The organism is Allomuricauda sp. d1 (genome assembly GCF_039592695.1).
Classification (GTDB): domain Bacteria; phylum Bacteroidota; class Bacteroidia; order Flavobacteriales; family Flavobacteriaceae; genus Flagellimonas_A.
The window spans coordinates 277,961-300,616 of sequence record NZ_JBBUTK010000003.1; the positions used below are offsets into that span (position 1 = coordinate 277,961).

Consider the following 22,656-nt stretch of genomic DNA (forward strand, 5'->3'; position numbering starts at 1 on the left):
TCGCTTACCTTTGAGGTGTGCGGTGTTTCATTTGTATAGCGATTCTTTTTATTGCCAATCTTGGCTTTGCACAAAGTGCCATCCTTGAGAAAAGCCTATCTGATAGTGCCTTAGCGTTGACAAAGCAAGACGTTACCTATGACCCGAGTTATATTTCCATTGACTACCCTAATGGTGATGTGCCCAGCGATAAGGGAGTTTGTACCGATGTCATCATTCGGGCCTACCGAAAAATGGGGGTCGATTTGCAGAAAGAAGTGCATGAGGACATGAAGGCCCATTTTGATGAATATCCAAAAATCTGGGGATTGCAATCCACTGATAAAAATATTGACCATAGAAGAGTACCCAACCTCATGCTATTTTTCAAGAGAAAAGGTGCAGAAAAACTTATTAGCGACGACGCAAAGGATTATTTGCCAGGAGATATTGTGAGCTGGCGGTTACCCAATGGCATGACCCATATCGGAATTGTAGTCGATAAAAAATCATTTGACAGCAAAAGAAACCTCATCGTTCACAACATAGGTGCAGGCCAAGTTTTGCAGGATTGTCTTTTTGACTATAAAATCATTGGTCATTACCGCTACCTGCCTTTTTAAAGGATAAAACGTAATTTAGTTTCGAATTGAAATCAACCTCATGAAGAACTCGAACACTTTGGTCAAAATAGACGGAATCGACAAAAAAATCTTAAGGTTTTTGATGGAGGATGCCCGAAAACCGATATTGGAGATTGCCCGTCAGATAGGAATTTCGGGAGCGGCAATCCATCAACGATTGCGAAAGCTCGAAGCTTCCGGACTCATCTCGGGTTCCAAATTTGTCATCAACCCCAAGGTGTTGGGCTATACCACTATGGCCTATATCGGTATTTTTTTGGATAAGGCCATGAGCAACCCACGGGCGGTCAAGGAACTGGAAAAAATTCCCGAAGTGCTGGAATGCCATTATACCACGGGCAATTGGTCCATCCTCATCAAAGTTTTGTGCAAAGACAATGAGCACCTGATGCAGTTGCTCAACAAAAAAATCCAACACATAGAAGGGGTCTCACGAACGGAAACCTTTATTTCGCTCAACCAGCAGATTGACCGGCAGATTACGATTTAAAAACTACATTTTCCGCCACCTCACGGTTATATTCCAAATCAGCTTTGACACTGTCCAGTTTCATCTGAATGGTCATTAAGGGCACTTTTCCCAAAGGCAACCGTAATGAGGGATTATCAGCATTCACCAAATCAATGATGGCCAAAGCAGCTTTCTTCGGGTCGCCCTCTTGTTTTCCGTGCACTCCCTTTAGTTTTGAACGAAATGCCCCTGCGGTATCTGCATAATCGTAGATAACCTTCTTTGCTTCGGGAAGACCACTGCTAGCAAATTCCGTACGGAAAGGGCCCGGTTCTATCAACGAAACCTTAATGCCCAATGGTGCCACTTCTTGTGCCAACGCTTCTGAAAATCCTTCCAAAGCAAACTTACTGGCATTGTAAATACCGAATCCGGCGAAAGCCTTGATACCGCCATGTGAGGAAATCTGCACGATATGACCGCTGTTTTGGGCACGCATCTTTGGCAATACCGCTTGGGTCATCTTTAGCACACCGAAGAAATTGGCCTCAAAAACGGTTCGGGTTTCTTCGGTACTGGTTTCCTCTACCGCACCGATAAATCCGATACCAGCATTGTTGACCAGCACATCGATGCGTTTTATATCCGACACGACTTTTTCAATCTTTTCGTGGTCAGTAACATCCAGAAAAATGGCATGACCCCTTCCTCTGTTCACAAGATTAAAGGCTTCGATTTGTGCATCTTTCCTAAACGTTCCAATGACATAATCCCCAGCATTCATAACGGCTTCTGCCAATGCTTTTCCCAATCCGCTGGAAATTCCAGTAATCAACCAAACTTTTTTATCCATCCTTAAAGCTTTAAAAATTCAAGTTTCTCTTTAAGAAAATAACCCGTTACCAAAAACAACAAGGAGGGCAACAGCCAGATTCCGTTACCGATAAAGTCATGTGCCACGTGAAAGGCTACAATGTTGAAAATTACAGGTGCCAAAACGAGCCAGCCCAAAAAACGTGTTTTTTTAATAAACAAAAGTGCTCCGCCCAAAATCTCAGCCAAAGCCACCACCACAAAAAGGTAGCTGCTGAACATGGTGCCCAAGAATTGTTGTGCAATCGGGTCTGCGGGAGGTTCAACGGGAATAAAACCCAAGAACTTGTTTAGACCAAAAATGAGCATCAACACGCCCAAAATCCAAAAAACTACATTTATAACTGTATTCATAATCTTAGATTTAATTAGTAATGAAGCAAAGTTCGATAGGTATTGCTCCTAAGAAAATAACCTAGATTATGAAAAGTACTTGAACCAGTTCAAGATTCGATTGCAAGTTTCTTTCGGATTTTACTCAAAAACTCGGGGGTCATCCCCAAATAGGAAGCAATGACTTTTTGCGGAACCCGCTGTACCATTTCTGGATAGCGCTCCTGTAGTTCCAAGAACCGTTCCTCGGCGGTCTTGCTCAAGTTTGAGAGTGCTCTTTTTCTTGAGAAAGCAAAAGCACGCTCGGTGGTGACCCGAAAATATTCACTCAAAGCATGCATCTCACGGCACAACGGCTCGATGTCATCATAAGCCATTTGAAGGATAAGGGAATCTTCCAACGCCTCGACGAACAAAGTGGCGGGAGTTTGGGTGATATAACTGTAAAAATCACTGACAAACCAATCATCCATGGCAATCTGTACCGTGTGCTCTTTTCCCTCCGCATCCAAATAAAAGGAACGAAAAGACCCCTTTACCACATAGTTGCGGTATTGGCTCACAAAACGTGGTTGGTCAATAAACTGTCGCCGTTTGATTCTGGTTACGGTAGTAATGGACGAAATCCATTCTTTCTCGTTCTCGGTCAAGGTGACGTAGCGCTCGATATTGGCGAAGAGGTTTTGAAAATCTTCCATCCCGCTAAAATTAAAAAAACCTGCCCAAAAGAGCAGGTCTATCCCTTTAAATTAGTGCTTTCCCATAGACTGCGCTCAGGGTGACAGGCAGAATACGATAATTAATCCCTTCCGCCGAAAACGGCCCATGCCCAGTAGAGCAGTGAAGCCAAGGCACCCAAGGCAGCTACGAGATAGGTTCGTGCGGCCCATTTTAGGGCATCTTCAGAACCCGCATATTCTTGCTGGGTCACGATATTTTTTTGTTTTAGCCACGCCAATGCCCGATTACTGGCATCATATTCCACAGGTAGCGTAACAAAGCTGAACAGGGTCGCAAAACCCATCATCACCAATCCGGCGACAGCCACATAAAAACCAATTCCACCCAGTGCATTGGTCGCCATTAGCGCAATACCACCAAATACTATCCAAGTACTCATGCTTGAGGTCACGCTTACCACGGGAACCAATTTAGAGCGCATGGTCAACCATTCATAAGCTTGTGCGTGTTGCACGGCATGGCCAACTTCGTGGGCGGCAACTGCAGCTGCTGCGGCATTGCGTTGGTTGTATACACCCTCACTAAGATTCACGGTCTTGTTTTTTGGGTTGTAGTGGTCTGTCAACATTCCCGCCGTCGAAATAACCTTAACATCACGGATGCCATGATCGTCCAGCATTTTTTGGGCGATTTCGGCACCGCTCATGCCATTTTGCAGTTGTACTTTGGAGTATTTTCTGAACTTACTTTTCAATCGGTTGCTGACCAACCAGCTCACCAAGGCAATAGCTCCAATCAATATATAATAGGTCATCATAAGTTTTCTAATTTAAATTCATCAATAAAAATACAAAGATTCCCGCCTTCGCAGGAAGGGCACTATGCTTTTGAAAGCAAAAACCCCGCCACAGTGTGTAGGGTCTTGTTATACTGACAAAATGTACTTTAATGTCTCTATCGGAGAAAATCCCTCGCCTTTAGGCGAATACTTTAGTATTTTCCGATTGAGGGTTATTCGTTATTGGGTTAATAGGTTACACCTATGATTAAATCTTCAGCCGACTTTCAGTCGGAATCAAACATATCTCTTTTAGGTGATAAGTTTAGTTCAATATCGGTTCCCAATCGAAGGATTCCATGATTTCCTTATAGACTACATCGCCTTCGATGATATTTAGTCCTTCTGCGAGTGATTTATCCGTTTCACATGCTTTTCGCCAACCCTTGTTTGCCAAGTTCAACACATACGGAAGCGTCACATTGGTCAACGCAATGGTGGATGTGTAGGGTACGGCCCCGGGCATGTTCGCTACGCAATAATGCACGACATCGTCAATAATATACACAGGGTCTTCATGGGTTGTTGGTTTCGTGGTTTCCACGCATCCACCTTGATCTACAGCAACATCAACGATAACCGTGCCGGGGCGCATTTCTTTCAACATATCACGGGTAATCAAATTGGGTGCCTTGGCCCCTTTTAATAAGACTCCACCCACAATCAAATCGTGCGTCTTGATATGCTTTCGGATGCTCAACTCCGTGGAAAAGTCAGTTACCACATGATTCGGCATCACATCGTTTACATAACGCAAGCGTTTCATGTTTACATCCATAATGGTTACATGGGCACCCAAACCAGCTGCCATTTTTGCAGCCTGAATGCCTACGGTTCCTGCACCCAATATCAACACTTTTCCAGGAGCAACCCCGGGAACACCACCCAACAAAACCCCTCTTCCTTTGGCAGGCTTTTCTAAATATTTGGCCCCTTGCTGAATGGCCATCCGTCCCGCCACCTCTGACATTGGGGTCAACAGTGGAAGCGTACCTTCCTCATCCTCAACCGTTTCATACGCAATACAAATGGATTTGCTCTCAATCATCGCCTTTGTCAACGGTTCGCTCGAAGCAAAATGAAAGTACGTGAAAACAATCTGTCCTTCACGAACCAACGGATATTCTTGGGCGATGGGCTCTTTGACCTTTACGATCATCTCACTTTTCGCATAAATTTCTTCAATGGTGGGAAGTATTTCAGCTCCCACAGCTTGATAATCCTTATCAAAAAAACCGCTGCCTTCGCCAGCGGTTGATTGTATGTAAACGGTATGATTGTTTTTTGTGATTTCGTAAACTCCCGTAGGGGTCATACCCACACGGCTTTCATTGTTTTTGATTTCTTTGGGCACCCCGATGGTCATAATACTCATTTTTATGTTGATACTTCAAAAATGGACCAAAATAATCAATTTTGAAACTTAAAATCGATGAAATGTAGGGGCTACTCTTCAAAATAATGAGTTATTCTTAATAAACCCCTCCAATTTTAGGGGGTGTTCTTAAAAATTATTTGAATTTAATTTTGGCTATCAGTATTGCTAGGGCTAAAATAATGGTCACTCCATTGGCGATAGCCATACTGAGACTGTTGATGGCAATGCCATAGATGAACCAAAGAATGATACCTATCAAGAAAACGAGGTACATGACCAATGAAATATCTTTTGTGGATTTGTATTTCCACGCTTTGTACACCTGAGGAACAAATGCAGAGGTCGTCAAAGCGGCCGCTATAAGGCCTAAAATTTCGATGGTTGGCATAGATTGCGAGTGAAACGAAGCAATCTTCACCAGATTGCTTCACGTTGTTCGCAATTTAGCCAACAATATTCACAATCTTACCAGGTACCACAATGACTTTCTTTGGGGTTCTACCCTCTAGATATTTCGCGGTCTGCTCGTGAGCCATGACGGCTTCCTCAATGGCCTCTCTGTCCATATCGGTCGGAAGCTCCATCTTAAAGCGCATCTTGCCATTAAAGGAAATCGGGTATTCTTTTGTGCTTTCCACCAAATACTTTTCTTCAAATTTCGGGAAGGGTGCATAGGCAATGGATTCTGAGTGGCCCAGTTTCTCCCACAACTCTTCGGCAATGTGTGGGGCATAAGGGGATACCAAAATGGCCAAAGGCTCCAAAATTTCTCGACTTGTGCACTTTTGGGCCGTCAGTTCGTTCACACAGATCATAAAAGTTGAGACCGAGGTGTTAAAACTAAAGTTCTCGATGTCTTCCTCCACCTTTTTGATGGTTTTGTGAAGGGTCTTAAGACTCTCTTTAGTTGGCTCGGAGTCAACACCCCCCTCAAGGGAGGAATACAACTTCCAGAGTTTTTTGAGGAAGGAATGTACGCCCGTAATGCCTGCGGTGTTCCATGGTTTACTTTGTTCCAAGGGACCCAAAAACATTTCGTACAACCGTAGCGAATCGGCCCCATAATCTTCTACGATGTCATCGGGATTCACCACATTGTATTTGGATTTGGACATTTTTTCGACCTCGCGACCCACTTTGTACACCCCCCTTTCTCCCCCCTCAAGCGGGGAATTTCTATCATAAATGGAGCCATCTTCCAAAATAAAGACTGCATCCTTGTATTCGGGTTGCCATTTTTTAAAGGCTTCAATGTCCAATTCATCAGAAGAGTTGACCAAGGAAACATCGGCGTGAAGTTTGTGTATTTCAAATAATAATCCCTCAGAATCTAGATTAAGACTATACTCATTGAAGGAATTCCAAATTTCTTTTATTTCTGGAAATTTTCCTTTTGCAAAATTTACTTTTCGTTCAATTTTAAAATTCTTTTCAATATAATTTTTAGTTATAAATATGTCAGGTATTTTTTCTAATAAATCATGAAAAGACTTCCTGTTATCATGTTCGTATTTATTACTAATAATTAGAGATGGTTTTGTTCTGTACACAAAAGCACTCGTTCCCGTAATCATACCTTGGTTGATCAATTTTTTGGCAAACTCTGGTTTAGGCACATAGCCCTTATCAAACATAAATTTTTGCCAAAAACGGCTGTAGAGCAAATGCCCTGTAGCGTGTTCGCTTCCGCCAATGTACAGGTCCACGTCTTGCCAATAGGCAATGGCTTCTTGGGAGAAAATCTCCTCGTCATTGTGCGGGTCCATATAGCGATTGAAGTACTGCGAACTGCCCGCCCAGCCAGGCATGGTGTTGAGTTCGAGGGGGTAAATTCCGTTGTCCTTGTCTGACCCTTCGACTGCGCTCAGGGTGACAAGGTCATTAGAAACTACTTTGTTGTTTTTTGTATCCCAAGCCCAATGTGTGGCATTGCCCAAGGGTGGTTCACCGGTTTCGGTGGGCAGATACTTTTCTACTTCAGGAAGTTTTAAAGGCAAATGCTCCTCGTCTAGCATTTGTGGGAGTCCATCTGCGTCATAATACACGGGGAAGGGTTCACCCCAATACCGTTGCCGGCTAAAGACCGCATCACGCAATCGGTAATTGATTTTGCCCTTGCCCTGACCGATTTTTTCGAGTTCATCGATGACCTTTCGAATAGCTTCTTGATAATTCAATCCATTTAAAAAATCGGAATTGGCAATCACCGTGTTCGCCTTATCGGCAAAGGCTTCCTCAGAAATATCGACCCCCTCAAAAATATTGGGGATGTCGATGCCAAAATGCTTGGCAAAATCGTAATCACGCTGATCACCACAGGGAACGGACATCACCGCACCCGTGCCATAGCCCGCCAAAACGTAGTCGCCAATCCATATCGGAATGGGTTCCTTGGTGAATGGATGCTTTGCGTACGCTCCCGTAAACACTCCTGAAATGGTCTTGACATCAGCCATGCGGTCGCGCTCGGAGCGTTTGGCGGTCGCTTCAACATAGGCTTCAACCTCAGCTTTTTGCTCTGGGGTCGTGATTTTTTCGACCAATTCATGTTCAGGCGCCAAGGTCATAAATGAGGCCCCAAAAATGGTATCGGGGCGGGTGGTAAATACGGAAATTCTGAATTCTGAATTCTGAATTCTGAATTGAACTTCGGCTCCCTCAGAACGGCCAATCCAATTTTCTTGAATGTCCTTGAGCGGTTGGGGCCAATCGATGGTGTCCAAACCATCCAACAGGCGTTGGGCATAGGCCGTGATGCGCATCATCCACTGTGTCATTTTTTTACGAATGACGGGGTGGCCACCACGTTCAGAAACCCCGTTCACAATTTCGTCATTGGCGAGCACCGTACCCAAAGCGGGCACCCAATTGACCTCGGCATCGGCCAAATAGGTGAGGCGGTATTTCAAGAGTATGCGTTGCTTGTCCGCCTCTGAAAATTGCTTCCACTCTTCGGCGGAGAAAGTTGGGGTGTCATCGTCACAAGCAGCATTTATTTTGCTGTTTCCCTCTTTTTCAAAACGGGCCACCAAATCTTCAATGGCTTCCGCCTTGTCCGAATCGTTGTTGTACCACGAATTGAAGAGTTGGATGAAAATCCACTGTGTCCATTTATAATAGTTTGGGTCAGAGGTGCGCACCTCTCGACTCCAATCGAAAGAAAATCCGAGTTGGTCCAATTGGCGACGATACGTCTTGATATTTTCTTCCGTCGTAATGGCAGGGTGTTGCCCAGTTTGAATGGCGTACTGTTCCGCAGGAAGTCCAAAGGAATCATACCCTTGGGGATGCAGTACATTAAAACCCTTGTGCCTTTTGTAACGGGCATAGATGTCACTGGCGATGTACCCCAGTGGATGCCCAACGTGTAAGCCCGCGCCAGAGGGATAGGGGAACATATCCAACACATAGTACTTCGGCTTGTCCGAATCATTTTCAGCTTTGAAGGGTTCCTTTTCTGCCCACTTCTTTTGCCATTTTTCTTCTATATCCCTGAAATTGTATTCCATGCCCAGTGCAAATCTTTATAAGGGGCAAAAATAGGGGTAATCCCCATAAAATCAGCTATACCGATTCCCAATTCAAAATAGACCGATAAAAAATTTCATTTTCTTTGGCCGATTTCGAATTTAGAATTGGTATTACTTTTCTATTTTTACCGAGTATGAGCCAGTACATCGAACGATACCAGCGACGACGGTTGATTTCCTCCTATTTTTCAGTGGTTTTGAGCATCGCTTTGGTGTTATTTTTATTGGGCATTTTGGGGATGTTGGTACTGAACACCAAAAAGCTTGCCGACCATTTTAAGGAACAGATCACCATTTCGGTATTTTTAAAGGATTCTGCCAAACCGGTGGAAATCGACCAGTTACAAAAAAGTTTGGTGATGGCCGAATACACCAAATCGGCCACCTATGTGTCAAAAGAGGATGCCGCTGAACAGTACAGCGAGGATATCGGTGAAAATTTTGAGGAATTTTTGGGGTACAATCCCCTGAAAAACTCCGTGGATATCAATTTAAGGGCCGATTTCGTCTCGCCCCAACAATTGGACAGTATCGCCACAGAAATCTCGGCAAAAAGTTATGTAGAAGAGGTGAGCTATGACCGACCGTTGATTGCCTTGCTCAACGACAATGTGAAACGAATAAGCCTGTGGATTTTGATTGCCAGTGCTGCATTCACCCTGATCGCCGTGTTGCTCATCAACAGTTCCATACGATTGTCCATCTATTCCAAACGATTCATTATCAAGACTATGCAGATGGTCGGGGCAACCAAAACCTTTATACGAAAACCATTTATCGCCACCAATATCAAGCTGGGCATGCTCGGGGCATTGCTCGCATTGATTGCACTGACAGTGCTGCTGTTTTATGTGGACAAGAATTTTCCTGAGCTCAACCTCTTTCAAGATGTGGTGCTGTTGGTCAGTCTTTTTTTGGGGGTGTTCATTTTGGGCATTGTCATCTCATGGGTCAGCACCCATTTTGCCACGCAACGGTTTCTCAATCTTCGAACGGATGATTTGTACTACTAAAAGTAAAGTGTTGGAATTTGTTGTACGGCCATATCAAGAACACAATAAGCTGTCATCCTGAGCGGAGTCGAAGGAAACTTTGCTAAATTTGCGCCATGAGCAAAAAGAACAAGCAGTCCCAAAAGCCAAAGCAAAAACGAGAGTTTATCTTTCAAAAGAAAAATTATACGTTTCTTTTTATCGGTTTGGCCTTTATCATTTTGGGGTTCATTTTGATGAGCGGTGGGGGCAGTGACGACCCCAATGTGTTCAATCCCGACATCTACAACTTTAGAAGAATTCGCTTGGCGCCCACCTTGGTGTTGATTGGTTTGGGCATTCAGATTTACGCCATTTTGTTGAATCCGAACAAAAAGAAAGATTAGGTTGGATATTATTGACGCCATCATTTTGGGCATCATTCAGGGCCTCACCGAATTTTTGCCGGTTTCCTCCAGTGGTCATTTAGAATTGGGCAAGGCCATTCTCGGTTCTGAAGCCCTGCCTGAAGAGAGCCTGCTTTTTACCGTTGTGCTCCATTTTGCCACGGCTTTGAGTACCTTGGTGGTGTTTCGGAAGGATGTCCTCCAAATTCTGAAAGGACTGTTCCAGTTCAAATGGAATGAAGAAACGCAATTCTCACTAAAGATTATTATCTCGATGATTCCAGCGGCTTTGGTCGGCTTTTTTCTTCAAGATTATATGGAAGTCTTTTTTGACGGTGCCATCATCATTGTTGGCATTATGCTCATCATTACTGCCATTTTGCTTTATTTGGCCGATATGGCCAGAACCACTCAAAAAGGGGTTTCGTACCGCGGTGCCTTTATCATTGGCATGGCCCAAATGGTCGCCATGCTGCCGGGTATCTCTAGAAGTGGGGCCACAATTTCAGCTGCCGTATTGTTGGGCGTTGACAAGTCAAAATCTGCACGGTTTTCATTTTTGATGGTCGTTCCTTTGATTCTAGGGAAAGTGGCCAAGGATATTTTAAGCGGAGAAATCAATTTTCAGGGCGATGATACCATGGCCATGGGGGCGGGTTTTATCGCCGCCTTTATCGCTGGACTTGCTGCCTGTACCTGGATGATCAAATTGGTGCGCCAGAGCAAGCTGACCTATTTTGCTATCTATTGTTTTATCATCGGGCTGATTGCCATTGCCTGGAGCATTTGGGGATAAATTAGTAGCTTACCGAGATGATTACCCAAACAAAAGAAGCGTTTCTCGAAGGCCAAGTACTGCTTATTGACAAACCCCATGAATGGAGCTCTTTTCAAGCGCTCAACAAAATCAAGTGGGCCATTCGAAAGAAATTTGATTTGAACAAAAAGTTCAAAATTGGTCATGCGGGCACGTTGGATCCACTGGCCACGGGGCTTTTGATCATCTGTACCGGCAAATTCACCAAAAGGATTCCTGAATTGCAGGGGCAGCCCAAAGAATATACGGGCACGTTTCACTTGGGGGCCACCACCCCTTCCTATGATCTGGAAACTGAAATCGATGCCACTTTTCCGACAGACCACATCAACAAAAAATTGGTTGAAGAAACAGCACAAAAATTCTTGGGTAAGGTAGAACAAATACCCCCTGTTTTTTCCGCTCTTAAAAAGGATGGTAAACGCTTGTATGAACTTGCACGTGAAGGTAAAACAGTAGAGGTGAAATCGAGAACCATCGAAATCTCAGCATTTGAAATCACCCGATTCGAACTGCCTGAAGTGGATTTTAGGGTCGTCTGCAGTAAGGGCACCTACATACGTTCATTGGCACATGATTTTGGAAAATCACTGAATTCAGGTGCTTATTTATCGGCCCTCAGAAGAACCAAAATAGGTAGTTACAACGTAGATAATGCTGTAACTCCCCACGTGTTTAACGAAAAATTGATGGAAACTGGCTAAGTTTTTGTGGGATTTCCAGTATGGGAACACAAAATATTTTTCCAAATTTGGGGTTATTATAGCACTATGAGCTTAAACCGGAAGCAGTTATCACTGATCATTACTATCTTTTCGATGTCAATCATCGTGCTTTTGGCCTATAGCATACAGTTAGGCGCTAAGCAAGAAGATGAGTATGTCATTGAAATGGCGCTAACGGAAGAAGACCTTGAAGAAATCTTAAAAGAAGAGGAGCGTAAACTGGAAGAAATTGCCCAAAACGACCCCATAAAGACCCATCGAGCCTTTAATGAAACCGCCAAGCCCAATGTCGGCAATCCTGAACCTTTGAAAACGCTGGAAGAATTGATGGAGGAGCGTCAAGCCAACGAATCGCAAAAAGATTTTTTGAGCAATGATGCCGGCTATGCAGCGAGCTTAAAGGAATTGGCAAAAAAACGTGAGGAGAAAAAACAAAAATTGGGCGAGCGAGATGCCAAGAAAAAAGAGTACACCCAAAACCTTTCTGAGCGTAGAACCACGATTTCGTTTTCTTTGGTGAATCGAAATGCTTATGAATTGCCGCCGCCCATCTACACCTGTATCCGTGGGGGCAAAGTGGTCATCAATATTGAAGTAAATGCCCTTGGCAATGTGGTTGACGCCAGTTTCAACGAAAAAAGCTCGAGCACCAATGACTATTGCCTCATTGAAAATGCCATCGCCTATGCCCTCAAAGCACGCTTTAGCAGTGATAGCAAGTCAAAGCAGTTGGGCACCATCACGTACCTATTTCAGAGCAAGTAGTTGCACCAAATCTTTGAGAATATTTTGCCCCTTGTTTTTATTGTACCATACCTGTAGGTCTTGTTTGAACTCAGGGGTCAGCACACCGTGCTCTTTTTTATAGTTTTCTGCCATTTTGGTGGCTACGGATGGCCGAGGCCCCCATTCGCCGATTACCTCTTCCGTTTGTTTGTCAACAACGATAAGTTTTGGGATTGACCTTGAGCCATTGGTCAAAAATCGGTCCATGAGTTCAAGATTTTCATCGCGAAGCAAAATTTTAAGGTCGATATTGGGGTTTATCTCCGACAGTTTATTCATCACCGGTAATGCTGGGGAAGCATCACCGCACCAGCTCTCGGTCAATACCAACCAGAGCACTTTGCGGTTCAATGCTTTGATTTTTTTGGTTACCTCAACAGGAATCTTCAAGGTTTTGTCCCAACGGGCCATACGCCTGTTGTTCAACAAAGTATACTCTATCAGCGATTCTTTTTGTTCTAGGCCGGTAGTGGCACCGTTCCCTGCCAGTTCTGAAACCAAATCGCGATATTCAGAATAGGTCAATGCCGACTGCACGCGGTCGTTTATAATTAGAGCATCTGTTTTTTCCTTATTTTCTAGAGACATACCTAACACTTCTATTTTTTGACAAAACTAAAGTCGTTGTTTCACATAAAACCTGACTTTTATCCTTTCGGACGGTATTTTATGATAAAAAGTGAATCATCGATGCTACTGTCCCACATAGGGGTTGAAATTTTTGGGAAGGTATTTTTGAAAATCGACTCTGAAGTCGTCTTTTGTCTCACACTCTTCCACATACTCTATTTCATATACCTCAAGTTGCATACCTGAATAGGCGTCAAAATCGTATGGCAGATAATAGGCCGTATCAAAACCTAAATCAATTTCCTCTTCATCTTCTACAAAAACAATCTCTTCTTTCAGTACTTTTTCATTTTCAATATTTAAAACAGTGCTCTTTACTGATAAATCTTCTTCACAACATGATTCGGTCTTTTTGGCTGAGCCAAAAAAAGGGACCATCAATACAATCGCAAAAAGCGCGGCTGGTAAAAAATTTAGTTTCTTCATGATTTACTTATTTATCTACTAATTGAAATTTTTATCTTCTAAAATTTATTTGATACTATTTTTAACTCTCCAGAATCAATCACTTTGTTTCGATCAACGTATATTTTTAAGCAATTTTCGTAAAAGGGCAATCCATCGATTCGCCGAACAATGGCTATGCTTTCTCCACTGGCCATTATGATGATTCCACTCACCTTGGTATCTGCTCCTTCTAAATCGACTAAATGCGACAAATCAGTGAGCTTTATTTTTTGAAAATCAAGTGTGCTGAAGATGTATTGATAATATCGATTTGAAGGTTCAGAAATTTTGACTTTAGTTCCTATTACCAATTCAGTATTCTCATTATCAATTCTTTGACCAACATTTACGTCTAAATCAAGAAACTGAGAAGCACTGCTTTTTCTTTTCTTAGCATTTTTCCCCATATCCTTCTTTGAATTATAAATGTTTAAGTCTCGACCTATAAAAGAAGAGTTCTATTTAAAAGGGGAATTTTATAGACTTAGAGTGAACGCTTTTTAATCATGCCCCCTCGGGTATCGTTGATTTTGTTCATGACCACGAAGGCTTTGGGGTCAATTTTGGAAATTTCAATGTTCAATTTCCTTATTTCTAAACGTGTGATGACCGTGAATATGACATCATATTCATTGTGGGAGCCTTGTTTGCCATATCCTCCTTTGGCTTTATATATCGTCAATCCACGACCTAATCTTTCGATAATCATTGCACGTATCTCCTCACTATGGTGCGAAATGATGGTTACACCTGTATATTCTTCGATACCTTCAATTACAAAATCCAATGTTTTGGAAGCCGCCAAATAGGTAAGCATCGAGTATAGTGCCGTTTCTACTGACAGCAGTACGGCAGCGGCAGAAAACACCAGAATATTGACCAATACGATGATATCGCCAATGGTCGTTCCGAGTTTGCGGCTCAAGAAAATTGCCAGTACTTCGGTTCCGTCTATGACGCTGCCCCCTCTCACAGAAAGTCCGATTCCTGCTCCAAGAAAAAAGCCTCCAAATACCGCAACCAATAACTTATCTTCTGTAATTTCAGGGAAATCTATGGTGGCAAGTACCAATGCCAAACCCATGATAGCTATTGTGGTTTTTATGGCAAAATTTCTGCCAATTACTCTAAAACCGAGCAAAACGAAGGGCATGTTGACCAAAATGACCAATAAATACAATGGAAGCGAAGAAGTTTCTGCTATGAGCAATGAAATTCCGGTAGCGCCACCATCAATAAACTGATTGGGCAATAGAAATCCCTCCAGCCCAAAGGCGGCTGTAAAAATACCAGAAGTGATAAAAAACCAGTCTTTCAGCACCAACTTGTAGTTGATGTTCTGAAATGGTTTTGTTGTATGTTGTTTGCCCACTTTCATATCTACATTAAAGATTTTCAGGATTGATGGCTAGGCTTTTGAACAATTTCGCTTTGGTTGAAAAATACTTGTTCTGCACCTCATTTTGTTTTAACTCTGCATCAATCAAACTTCTTTCCCTTGAATTGATGAGAAACAACGAACTTTCGCCAAAACTGAACTTTCGTTCTTCAGCGGTCAATAATCTTGAATAATTGAAAACAATATCGTCTATCAATCGATTTTGCTCATTGTATGAGTCAAGTTCGCGATACAGTGCGACGACTTTATTTTGGATTTCAATCTCTGCATTATCCCGTTCAAATTGGGCATCTTGAAGTTTAAACTTGGCCAGTTTAAGGTCGCCTCTCTCTTTTCGTAAAAACAGGGGAAAGCGAAAACTGATGCCCCCTTTGTATTCTTCGGTAACGAATGAGTTGATCTGGTCAGGGGTTTCGGTCAAAAAATTATACTCCACATCTATTTTGGGCAAGAGTTTGTTCGCCTTTAAACGCTTATCTACTGTTAAACCATCAATCTTAAACTCTAACGAGCGTAATTTTGGATGGTTTTCAAGGGTAAAACTATCCAATGGTTTTCCCATGATTTCCAACGTGGTATCAATTTCTGCATCGACCCCAACATCGGGTATCACATTGGATTGCAACTCAACGGGAACATCCTCAATCCATAGAAAATTGGACAACTCCAACGATTTCTGCATCAATCTCACCTTGGCCTGCTCTAAACTGAGTGCCCTGTTCTGCACTGCAATCTTTGCTTCAACGGTATCAATGGCTGCGATATCGCCTGCAAGTGCGCTTTGCCTGATACCCCTGAAACGTATCGAGGCATTTTCTAAAAAGTCTTGAAACACTTGGGCATCCTTAAATGCCTGCAACCAATCAAAATAGGCCAATGATGCGTTGAACAACACTTCGTTTACCAATAAATCTTGGTCTGCCTTTGACTGCTCCCTGAAAAACTTGGCTTTTCGAAGCGTGGCCATGCGTTCATTGATCCAGAAACCTTCGCCCAGCGACATTGAAATGCCTGCGCTGTAAAGTCCATCAGCGGGCACAAATTCATCTGGATTGGTGAAGCCCCCTTGGTTCTGTTCAAAGTTTCCCTTCAGTTCAACACCAAAATAGGTGGGTATTTTGAACGTGGCGTTGAGTCGACCCCAATATAGAGTATCCTTAAATTCCTTTCTATCATAATCAACCTCAATTTTGGGATCAAAACCGCCTCTTGCGCGCATCAAATTGGCCTGACCTATATCAATGGTCAACTGTGCCTGTTTTGCAACGGGGTGGTATTTTTTTACATATCCCAAATACTCATTGAAATTGAGCACCAGCGAATCTTGTTGGGCCGAAACTGCGATACAGGCCAAAAGCAAAAGCGTGGTAAGGTAGGTTCTCATCATTACTTTTTTTCAGTCTTGGCCATGCCATTTTCAGGTTGGTAATAGTTTGGTGGAAAACCGTTCAACTGTCGCCATAGCTCAAACCAAATGGGCACATCATCAAGAAGTGCTATGGTGTCGGCACCTGAACCCACCCTAAGTTGTTCAGGCCATTGTTGGTCATCTGGGTCGGGCGCCAATAAAATTCGATACTTACCATTTTCACTGATGAATGTCTCGACCGCCACCACAACACCACCATAGGTGCCATACGATAGGTTGGGCCAGCCGCTGAACACAATGGCGGGCCAGCCATCAAATTGTATACGCACCTTTTCTCCTACGTGCATGAGGGGCAGATCCAACGGTTCTACATAGGTTTCGACCGCCATGTCATATTTGGCCGGCATAATGCCCACCAACGCATCACCTTCTTTGAAAGCCTCACCGACACCGCCTTGAACCGCTCTGTTGATGTAACCACTGCGAGGGGCACGTATGTAGTACATATCATTACGGATGGAGTAATTCGTGAACTCATTTTCCAGTTTTGTGACCTGGGCCTCTGAATCAAACTGGTTTGATTGCGCGGTGAACATATCGCTTCTGGCCTTTGAGATTTTGTCGGTGTATTCGGCCTGTACACGATTGATTTCGACTTGGGCGTTGATGACTTCGTTCTTACTGGCCAATAACTTATTTTCTTGAGAAATCAATTTGGCCTGTGTTTCCTGTAGTTTCAGACGTTTTTCTTCAACATCGGTCACTGCTTTCAATCCTTCTGATTCTAGTTGAACCACTCGGTCATATTGGCGCTGGGCAATACTGATATTGGTCTTTGCCGCTTCAAGATCAATACTGTCACTCTGTACCTTCAGTTTCGACTGGATCAGTTTATTTCTTGCCTGCTCCAATTTCAGGGTCCGCTCATTGGCCAAGGCATTGATCTGGGTATTTAAAGCCTTTACTTTTTCTTGATAGGAAGTAACGGACATCTCTTTCGCCTTGATTTGCTGCCCGGTACGTTCAACCAGATTTGGATCAAAGTATTCGTTCTTGATTTCCGAAATATGCAAGATGGTATCCCCTTTCTCAACAAAATCACCTTCTCGCACGTACCATTCTTCTATTCTGCCAGGTATGGGCGATTGTATGGTCTGGGGACGCTGGTCGGGGGTCAAAGTGGTCAGATACCCCTTACCGGTCACATTCTGCGTCCACGGCAGGAACAGCACAATAAAACAGATGATGGCAAAAGCCAACAGAAATTTGTTGAAGTGTTTGTAGTACCTTCTGGGAAAGACTTTTTGTGCCGCCTTAAACTGCATCAAGTCTACTTTCTGGTTCAACTTGTTATGGGTTATATTAAGCATTGCCTCCTGGTATTTCTTTGATTAATCTTCCATTGTCCATCGTGATGATCCTGCCACATCGCTTGATCCACTTTTCGTTCTCACTGACTATCACAAGTGCCCACCCATTGGCAGGATCACTTAAGAAATCCATGATTTCTATGGCCTCACTTTCAGTAAACTGATCTAGTGGATCTTTCAAGATCAAAATCTTCGGTTTTCTCACGATACTCCGGGCCAGTACGATCTTCTTCGCAATGGTGTAGGGTATCTGTCTCCCTTCGGGATATAAGATGGTGTGTATTCCTTTTGGCTGTTCTTTGACAAATTGGGTAAGCTTGGTTTTTTCCAATGCCCAGTACACCTCTTCTTGGGGAATGCTCTTATCACCGAAAGTGATGTTGTTGAGAATGCTTCCTTCAAAGGGGGATTCTTCGGCAAGCGACTGCCCGATGTGCGATCGGTAATAGTTTAGGTTCACGCCCTTCAATGAAACATCGTTCACGAAAATATCCCCGGAATCGGGTTCCAAAATCCCCGCAATCAATCGAAGTAAGGTAGATTTGCCCGATCCGCTGGGGCCGTTGAGTAAAATGGTGCACGAAGGCGAAATTTTCATGGAGACATTGTCGATGATCTTCTTGTCTCTATCGGGCACGTGATAGGTCACGTTGGCCAATTCTATATAAAATCCCTCGTTTTCTTTAAAGGGGGTCTCACCATCAGACGATTCCAACTTCTTATCAACCACCTGCCCCATTTTTTCAAGGGAAGTGAGCAAATCATAAAAGGTTTCAAGCCCAAGAATCAGTTTTTCAACGGAACTGATCACCAATAAGATGATGATTTCTGCCGCTACAAACTGACCAATGTTCATTTCTTGGTTCAACACCAAAAGACCGCCTATCAAAAGAAGGCCTGCCGTGACCAAGACCTTGAAACCAACCATTTGTATGAATTGCAAAATCAAGATTTTGAAGTGACTTTCACGGGCATCTAGGTATTCGACCACAAGGGCATCGTTCTTATCAATGGCATGAGATGTTTTGCCCGACAGTTTAAAACTGATAATCGATCGGGCTATCTCTTGAATCCAGTGGGCGACCCGGTATTTGTGCTTTGATTCGGCCAAGCTAGTTTCCAACCCGCGTTGCGCAGTGAATTTGAACACCACATAGATCAAGAGCAGCAACAGAATACCGTAAATGATAAAGAAGGGATGGTAAAAAGAAAGCAACAGCAACCCAAAGATAATTTGCAACAATGCCGCCGGAAAATCAATCAAAATCTTTGACAGGCTCTTTTGAATGGTCAGCGTATCAAAAAAGCGATTGGCCAACTCAGGCGGATAATAATTGCTCAACTGGCTCATCTTTATTTTCGGAAAGCGATAGGCGAACTCAAAAGAGGAGCGTGTAAAGATTTTTTGCTGCACATTCTCAATAATGCGGATCTGCATCAGTTGCAAGAGCCCTACAAAGGCTACTCCCAATGTTACCAAAACAACCAGCACAATCCATGAAGTACTGACCTGTGCTCCCTGAATCAGGTTTATAATTGCCTGAATACCAAGGGGGAGCGACAAATTCACCACGCCGGCGAAAATCGCATAGTAAAAAACTTGAAGAATGTCTTTCTTATCAAGTTTTAAAAGACCCATGAGCCGTTGCCATGCGGTCATAATGTTCTGCGCCATGTTAGTGTGATTTTAGGGTTTTGAACGCCAAATCGACAAAGAATTGCCCGGGATCTTCATTGGCGACACAGTCGGTCAGACTGTGAAAATGGTCTTTGAGAAAGTTTTGGTGCTGCACCCCTTCTAAAATTGTACTGGCCAAGCTGGTCGGGTAAAGATAATCGGGGTTCACCGCATTGATCATTTCACTTAAACGGGTCACCATTCGCTTGTATATGACAAAATAGCCATCCTTGTTTTCAATATCGACTTCTTTTGTCAAAAACGACTTTGATGATTCATTGACCACGATTCGTTTCAACACCACCTCATTGATGTGTAAAAAATGTGAATCTTCTTCAACAGGTTTTGAAATAATCTCGATGGCCCGTTTCAGTTTTTCATCAACATCTGAGATACTGTTGGTAGAAAACACCAATTGATATTCTACCCAACCCCAATACCATGATGTCAGGTACACCAAAAGCTTGTGCTTGTTCTCAAAATAGCGATAGATAGAGCTTTCATTCGAGCCAATTTCATGACCAAGTTTCTTGAACGTAAAAGCCTCAAAGCCCATTTCATCAATCATCAAAATACTCTTTTCAATGATGCGCTTGCCCAAATCTGAAGATTCAGGGTCTTTTACATAAACTTTTTCGTTAATGGCTATTTTGACAGATTGCAGTAATCTTTCCATGTTACAATTTTAAATTCACCAACAAATATAATAGTGTTACTATCATAATTTAATAGTTTAACTTCTTTTTAACGAAAGTAATACTGATTATTTTGGGGATAGCTATTATATTTAGCATACAAATTCACAGCCTATGAAAAGATTTTTACTCTTATCCATTTTTTTCATGTTCATCACTTTAGGATTGAGTGCACAGGCTCAAGTCTACGAAATGCGCTTTGAGCACTTTCAGGAAAGTAGAGGAAACGCAGACACTGGGCTTATCGCAAGATTGCCCTATTCAGAAGTAGTGTTGTTGCACAACTCATTGAACAGCAGTTCAGGATTGGGCGCCACACTCAATTTTCACGGCAATATGGTGGTCATAGACCAAATGAACGTTTTGCCAGATGGAACCACACATATCGTCATACGCCGTGAAGATGGCCGTGACTTTTTTGGGTATACCCCAACCTTACGGGCCGTATTGCGAGCCGCTGGCACCGATGATAGTCCGTTGGAAGAAAATACCTCGACAACAATCATAAATAATTAAAACCCAAACAGTATGAGACAAACTCTTATTTTGACTGCCATTTTATCGTTAATCTTTACTCTACCACTCAGGGCACAAGATTATCAAGATTTGGTGAAGGTAGGCGATGAACTTATTATCGCTACACCTGTTTCAAGCGACTACAAATATATTGACGTGCCCAGAAAGAATTTCATTATCAAGCGCGGTGGTATTGCCAATATCAAAAGTCTGAAAAATAGAAAGGTCATCGTCGAAAACATTGAAAATAAGGGCGGTGATGTTGAAGTCACGTTTACACCAGCAGACGGAGGAAAATTCTTCAATGTGTACAAAAAAATGAACGCTGATCTCAACGACGCCATTGAAAATGGCGAGTTGGTAATTCCGAAGAAAGGTAAGCTTGATTCGTTAGCAAAATAAAGTTGCCCATAGGATGTAGACCCTATTCACGTACATGAAATTATCACAGATGGGGTCGGCGTCCTAATAATACCAAAATGATTTTAGTCCACATCATCTGCAAAACCAAGACCCAGGCACTTGACATTGTCGATGTGCTCATCAACGAAAAATTGGTGCTCGACGCCATGATTTCTGACAAACTGCTTTTCAAACAACTAAAAAGCGGCGAGATGAAAAGCCATGAGAGGGTGTTGGTCATGGGCACCACCAAGGCATTGCTCTTTAATACCATCAACAAAATCATAAGCGGAAAATACACCGACTCACCGCCACTTATATATGCGATGCCCATAGTGTATATGGATGCGGAACAAACCGAAGAACTACAGCAAGAGACCATCAAAGTATGAGCAAAAAAATATCGAAATTGCCCTTCTTCCAGAGGAAAAAAACGGATACTACCACAGCAGATGAGAACATATCATTGATAAGCGGTACATTCACCCCTTCAGAGGCCGCTGATATTTTGTTATCCTTTTTGAACGACAAAATCAAATTTCATACGGTGCGTAAACTCAATTTACAGCCAGATAGCGATACCGCATTTGAAGTTTCTGAACAAAGAATCAATGATTTGAGGCAAGCTAAAGAGCGGGTGACCGATTTGGTGGTCTCAGCACAGAAAAACGGGCACTTGTTGGACATAAAAAGCACCATCGAAATTTCACTTGCGACCAACAGCAATTAATTATTACCATAAGCTTCCAACCATTTAAAATCAGCGTTGATAATCTGATTTTTCTCGTTTTCGATATACTCTAAAAATGCAGTGGCCACTGGAGAAAGTTTTTTCTTTTGAAGCCATACAAGGTTCCATGTAGTGATGATTGGCAGTTTTTTCATCGGGAAGATTTTCAGCTTCCCACTTTGTAATCCGTTCTTGATACCGATCAAGGGCATGACCGAACAGCCCAGACCTGCCAAAACAGCTTGTTTTACGGCCTCATTTGAGGTCAATTCTATCTTTTTTCCCAAAATGATTTCTCGTTCCTTCAGATACCCTTCCATCGCCCCTCGTGTTGCTGAACCAAACTCCCTAAAAATCAAAGGTGTGTCACCAACGCCTGTCTTTTTGCTCAACCTTATTTTTTCATAGTACTTCGGATTGGCCACCATGTGAAGAATATTGGGCATCAAGGCCACATTGTTCAGTTTGAGGTGGTTGGGCAGTACTGAGACCAAAGCAAAATCCACCTCATTCTTTTCAAGACTTTCAACCACCTGTAGTTTGTTGGTTACATCCATGAGAAGGTCAACTTCAGTGTGCGTATGCATAAATCCGGATAAAAAATAGGGCATTACATATTTTCCGGTAGAAACCACCGAAATTTTCAATCGTCCGGTCAAAGCTCCACCATACGATCGCATCTTGAAATTAATGGCCTCGGCTTCATTGAGAATGCGTTCAGCCACTTCAGCGATTTCACGTCCGAAATCTGTGATATACAGCTTTCTGCCCACCACTTCGGTAAGTGCAATCGGAAACTGTTCTTGAAAATTTTTTAACTGTATCGATACTGCTGGTTGGGTCAGGTGAAGCTCTTCTGAAGCTTTTGTAATACTCTGTTTTTCAGATACTTTATAGAAAACCTCCAGTTGGTGCAATGTGTAATTCATAAATTATGATTATGTTTTTCATAATAAATATAAATAAAAATATATGAACTATTAATTTGACATTTGCACTGAAAATAC

The 22,656-nt window shown here is 42.8% G+C and carries 27 protein-coding genes; 11 read left to right on the forward strand and 16 right to left on the reverse strand.

Annotation, left to right across the window (positions count from 1 at the left end; translation table 11 throughout):
- Nucleotides 1-17: 17 nt before the first annotated feature.
- Both AAAH86_RS13030 and AAAH86_RS13035 read left to right on the forward strand, forming a co-directional pair.
- Nucleotides 18-602 (forward strand): DUF1287 domain-containing protein, encoded by a 585-nt coding sequence (locus tag AAAH86_RS13030; protein ID WP_343488084.1) that lies wholly within the window; start codon nt 18-20, stop codon nt 600-602.
- Nucleotides 603-642: 40 nt separating this feature from the next.
- A complete protein-coding gene (locus AAAH86_RS13035; RefSeq protein ID WP_343488085.1) occupies nt 643-1,113 on the forward strand; it encodes an Lrp/AsnC ligand binding domain-containing protein in 471 nt (156 codons plus the stop codon).
- Here AAAH86_RS13035 and AAAH86_RS13040 read toward each other — a convergent pair.
- The 7 genes from AAAH86_RS13040 to AAAH86_RS13070 form a co-directional block, all read right to left on the reverse strand.
- A complete protein-coding gene (locus tag AAAH86_RS13040) occupies nt 1,103-1,927 on the reverse strand; it encodes an oxidoreductase (RefSeq protein ID WP_343488086.1) in 825 nt (274 codons plus the stop codon). The two genes, AAAH86_RS13035 and AAAH86_RS13040, sit on opposite strands and share 11 nt — an antisense overlap.
- 2 nt (nt 1,928-1,929) lie before the next feature.
- Entirely contained in the window at nt 1,930-2,301 is a 372-nt protein-coding gene (locus AAAH86_RS13045; RefSeq protein ID WP_343488087.1) for a hypothetical protein, read from the reverse strand.
- 89 nt (nt 2,302-2,390) lie between these two features.
- On the reverse strand, nt 2,391-2,978 hold the full coding sequence (locus tag AAAH86_RS13050; protein WP_343488088.1) for a Crp/Fnr family transcriptional regulator: 588 nt from the start codon (nt 2,976-2,978) through the stop codon (nt 2,391-2,393).
- 101 nt (nt 2,979-3,079) lie between these two features.
- Nucleotides 3,080-3,778, reverse strand: a complete 699-nt coding sequence (locus AAAH86_RS13055) for a zinc metallopeptidase (RefSeq protein WP_343488089.1) — start codon at nt 3,776-3,778, stop codon at nt 3,080-3,082.
- Nucleotides 3,779-4,064: 286 nt separating this feature from the next.
- Nucleotides 4,065-5,165, reverse strand: coding sequence for an alanine dehydrogenase (gene ald / locus AAAH86_RS13060; protein WP_343488366.1), 1,101 nt, complete (start codon nt 5,163-5,165; stop codon nt 4,065-4,067).
- 145 nt (nt 5,166-5,310) lie between these two features.
- Nucleotides 5,311-5,565 (reverse strand): SemiSWEET transporter, encoded by a 255-nt coding sequence (locus AAAH86_RS13065; protein ID WP_343488090.1) that lies wholly within the window; start codon nt 5,563-5,565, stop codon nt 5,311-5,313.
- Between the two features lie 55 nt (nt 5,566-5,620).
- Nucleotides 5,621-8,686: a class I tRNA ligase family protein gene (locus AAAH86_RS13070; RefSeq protein WP_343488091.1), complete on the reverse strand. Its 3,066-nt coding sequence runs from the start codon at nt 8,684-8,686 to the stop codon at nt 5,621-5,623.
- 155 nt (nt 8,687-8,841) lie between these two features.
- Here AAAH86_RS13070 and AAAH86_RS13075 point away from each other — a divergent pair, with 155 nt between their 5' ends.
- The 5 genes from AAAH86_RS13075 (at nt 8,842) to AAAH86_RS13095 (ending at nt 12,392) form a co-directional block, all read left to right on the forward strand.
- Nucleotides 8,842-9,720: a permease-like cell division protein FtsX gene (locus AAAH86_RS13075; RefSeq protein WP_343488092.1), complete on the forward strand. Its 879-nt coding sequence runs from the start codon at nt 8,842-8,844 to the stop codon at nt 9,718-9,720.
- 95 nt (nt 9,721-9,815) lie between these two features.
- Entirely contained in the window at nt 9,816-10,085 is a 270-nt protein-coding gene (locus tag AAAH86_RS13080; RefSeq protein WP_343488093.1) for a DUF3098 domain-containing protein, read from the forward strand.
- 1 nt (nt 10,086) lies between these two features.
- Nucleotides 10,087-10,881, forward strand: a complete 795-nt coding sequence (locus tag AAAH86_RS13085; RefSeq protein ID WP_343488094.1) for an undecaprenyl-diphosphate phosphatase — start codon at nt 10,087-10,089, stop codon at nt 10,879-10,881.
- A gap of 17 nt (nt 10,882-10,898) precedes the next feature.
- Nucleotides 10,899-11,606 carry a tRNA pseudouridine(55) synthase TruB gene (gene truB / locus AAAH86_RS13090; RefSeq protein WP_343488095.1) on the forward strand — a complete coding sequence of 236 codons (708 nt, stop codon included), beginning with the start codon at nt 10,899-10,901 and terminating at the stop codon, nt 11,604-11,606.
- A 66-nt stretch (nt 11,607-11,672) separates the two neighbouring features.
- Nucleotides 11,673-12,392 carry a hypothetical protein gene (locus tag AAAH86_RS13095; RefSeq protein WP_343488096.1) on the forward strand — a complete coding sequence of 240 codons (720 nt, stop codon included), beginning with the start codon at nt 11,673-11,675 and terminating at the stop codon, nt 12,390-12,392.
- Here the strand turns inward: AAAH86_RS13095 and AAAH86_RS13100 are convergent.
- The 8 genes from AAAH86_RS13100 to AAAH86_RS13135 form a co-directional block, all read right to left on the reverse strand.
- Nucleotides 12,375-13,001 (reverse strand): thioredoxin family protein, encoded by a 627-nt coding sequence (locus AAAH86_RS13100; RefSeq protein ID WP_343488097.1) that lies wholly within the window; start codon nt 12,999-13,001, stop codon nt 12,375-12,377. The two genes, AAAH86_RS13095 and AAAH86_RS13100, sit on opposite strands and share 18 nt — an antisense overlap.
- A gap of 105 nt (nt 13,002-13,106) precedes the next feature.
- Nucleotides 13,107-13,469, reverse strand: a complete 363-nt coding sequence (locus tag AAAH86_RS13105; protein ID WP_343488098.1) for a hypothetical protein — start codon at nt 13,467-13,469, stop codon at nt 13,107-13,109.
- Between the two features lie 38 nt (nt 13,470-13,507).
- A complete protein-coding gene (locus tag AAAH86_RS13110) occupies nt 13,508-13,897 on the reverse strand; it encodes a hypothetical protein (protein ID WP_343488099.1) in 390 nt (129 codons plus the stop codon).
- 77 nt (nt 13,898-13,974) lie between these two features.
- Nucleotides 13,975-14,868: a YitT family protein gene (locus AAAH86_RS13115; RefSeq protein WP_343488100.1), complete on the reverse strand. Its 894-nt coding sequence runs from the start codon at nt 14,866-14,868 to the stop codon at nt 13,975-13,977.
- 7 nt (nt 14,869-14,875) lie between these two features.
- Nucleotides 14,876-16,276 carry a TolC family protein gene (locus AAAH86_RS13120; RefSeq protein ID WP_343488101.1) on the reverse strand — a complete coding sequence of 467 codons (1,401 nt, stop codon included), beginning with the start codon at nt 16,274-16,276 and terminating at the stop codon, nt 14,876-14,878.
- Nucleotides 16,276-17,628 carry an HlyD family efflux transporter periplasmic adaptor subunit gene (locus tag AAAH86_RS13125; RefSeq protein ID WP_343488102.1) on the reverse strand — a complete coding sequence of 451 codons (1,353 nt, stop codon included), beginning with the start codon at nt 17,626-17,628 and terminating at the stop codon, nt 16,276-16,278. The genes AAAH86_RS13120 and AAAH86_RS13125 overlap by 1 nt, the downstream gene beginning before the upstream one ends.
- Nucleotides 17,621-19,303 carry an ATP-binding cassette domain-containing protein gene (locus AAAH86_RS13130; protein WP_343488103.1) on the reverse strand — a complete coding sequence of 561 codons (1,683 nt, stop codon included), beginning with the start codon at nt 19,301-19,303 and terminating at the stop codon, nt 17,621-17,623. The genes AAAH86_RS13125 and AAAH86_RS13130 overlap by 8 nt, the downstream gene beginning before the upstream one ends.
- A 1-nt stretch (nt 19,304) precedes the next feature.
- Nucleotides 19,305-19,982: a TetR/AcrR family transcriptional regulator gene (locus AAAH86_RS13135; protein ID WP_343488104.1), complete on the reverse strand. Its 678-nt coding sequence runs from the start codon at nt 19,980-19,982 to the stop codon at nt 19,305-19,307.
- A gap of 133 nt (nt 19,983-20,115) precedes the next feature.
- Here AAAH86_RS13135 and AAAH86_RS13140 point away from each other — a divergent pair, with 133 nt between their 5' ends.
- The 4 genes from AAAH86_RS13140 to AAAH86_RS13155 all read left to right on the forward strand — a co-directional run bounded on the left by AAAH86_RS13140 (nt 20,116) and on the right by AAAH86_RS13155 (nt 21,649).
- Nucleotides 20,116-20,517 (forward strand): hypothetical protein, encoded by a 402-nt coding sequence (locus AAAH86_RS13140; RefSeq protein ID WP_343488105.1) that lies wholly within the window; start codon nt 20,116-20,118, stop codon nt 20,515-20,517.
- 12 nt (nt 20,518-20,529) lie between these two features.
- Nucleotides 20,530-20,919, forward strand: a complete 390-nt coding sequence (locus AAAH86_RS13145) for a hypothetical protein (protein ID WP_343488106.1) — start codon at nt 20,530-20,532, stop codon at nt 20,917-20,919.
- A 77-nt stretch (nt 20,920-20,996) separates the two neighbouring features.
- Nucleotides 20,997-21,311 (forward strand): hypothetical protein, encoded by a 315-nt coding sequence (locus tag AAAH86_RS13150; protein WP_343488107.1) that lies wholly within the window; start codon nt 20,997-20,999, stop codon nt 21,309-21,311.
- On the forward strand, nt 21,308-21,649 hold the full coding sequence (locus AAAH86_RS13155; protein WP_343488108.1) for a hypothetical protein: 342 nt from the start codon (nt 21,308-21,310) through the stop codon (nt 21,647-21,649). Before AAAH86_RS13150 ends, AAAH86_RS13155 begins: the two co-directional genes overlap by 4 nt.
- Here AAAH86_RS13155 and AAAH86_RS13160 read toward each other — a convergent pair.
- Nucleotides 21,646-22,578 carry a LysR family transcriptional regulator gene (locus AAAH86_RS13160; RefSeq protein WP_343488109.1) on the reverse strand — a complete coding sequence of 311 codons (933 nt, stop codon included), beginning with the start codon at nt 22,576-22,578 and terminating at the stop codon, nt 21,646-21,648. The two genes, AAAH86_RS13155 and AAAH86_RS13160, sit on opposite strands and share 4 nt — an antisense overlap.
- Between the last annotated feature and the right edge of the window lie 78 nt (nt 22,579-22,656).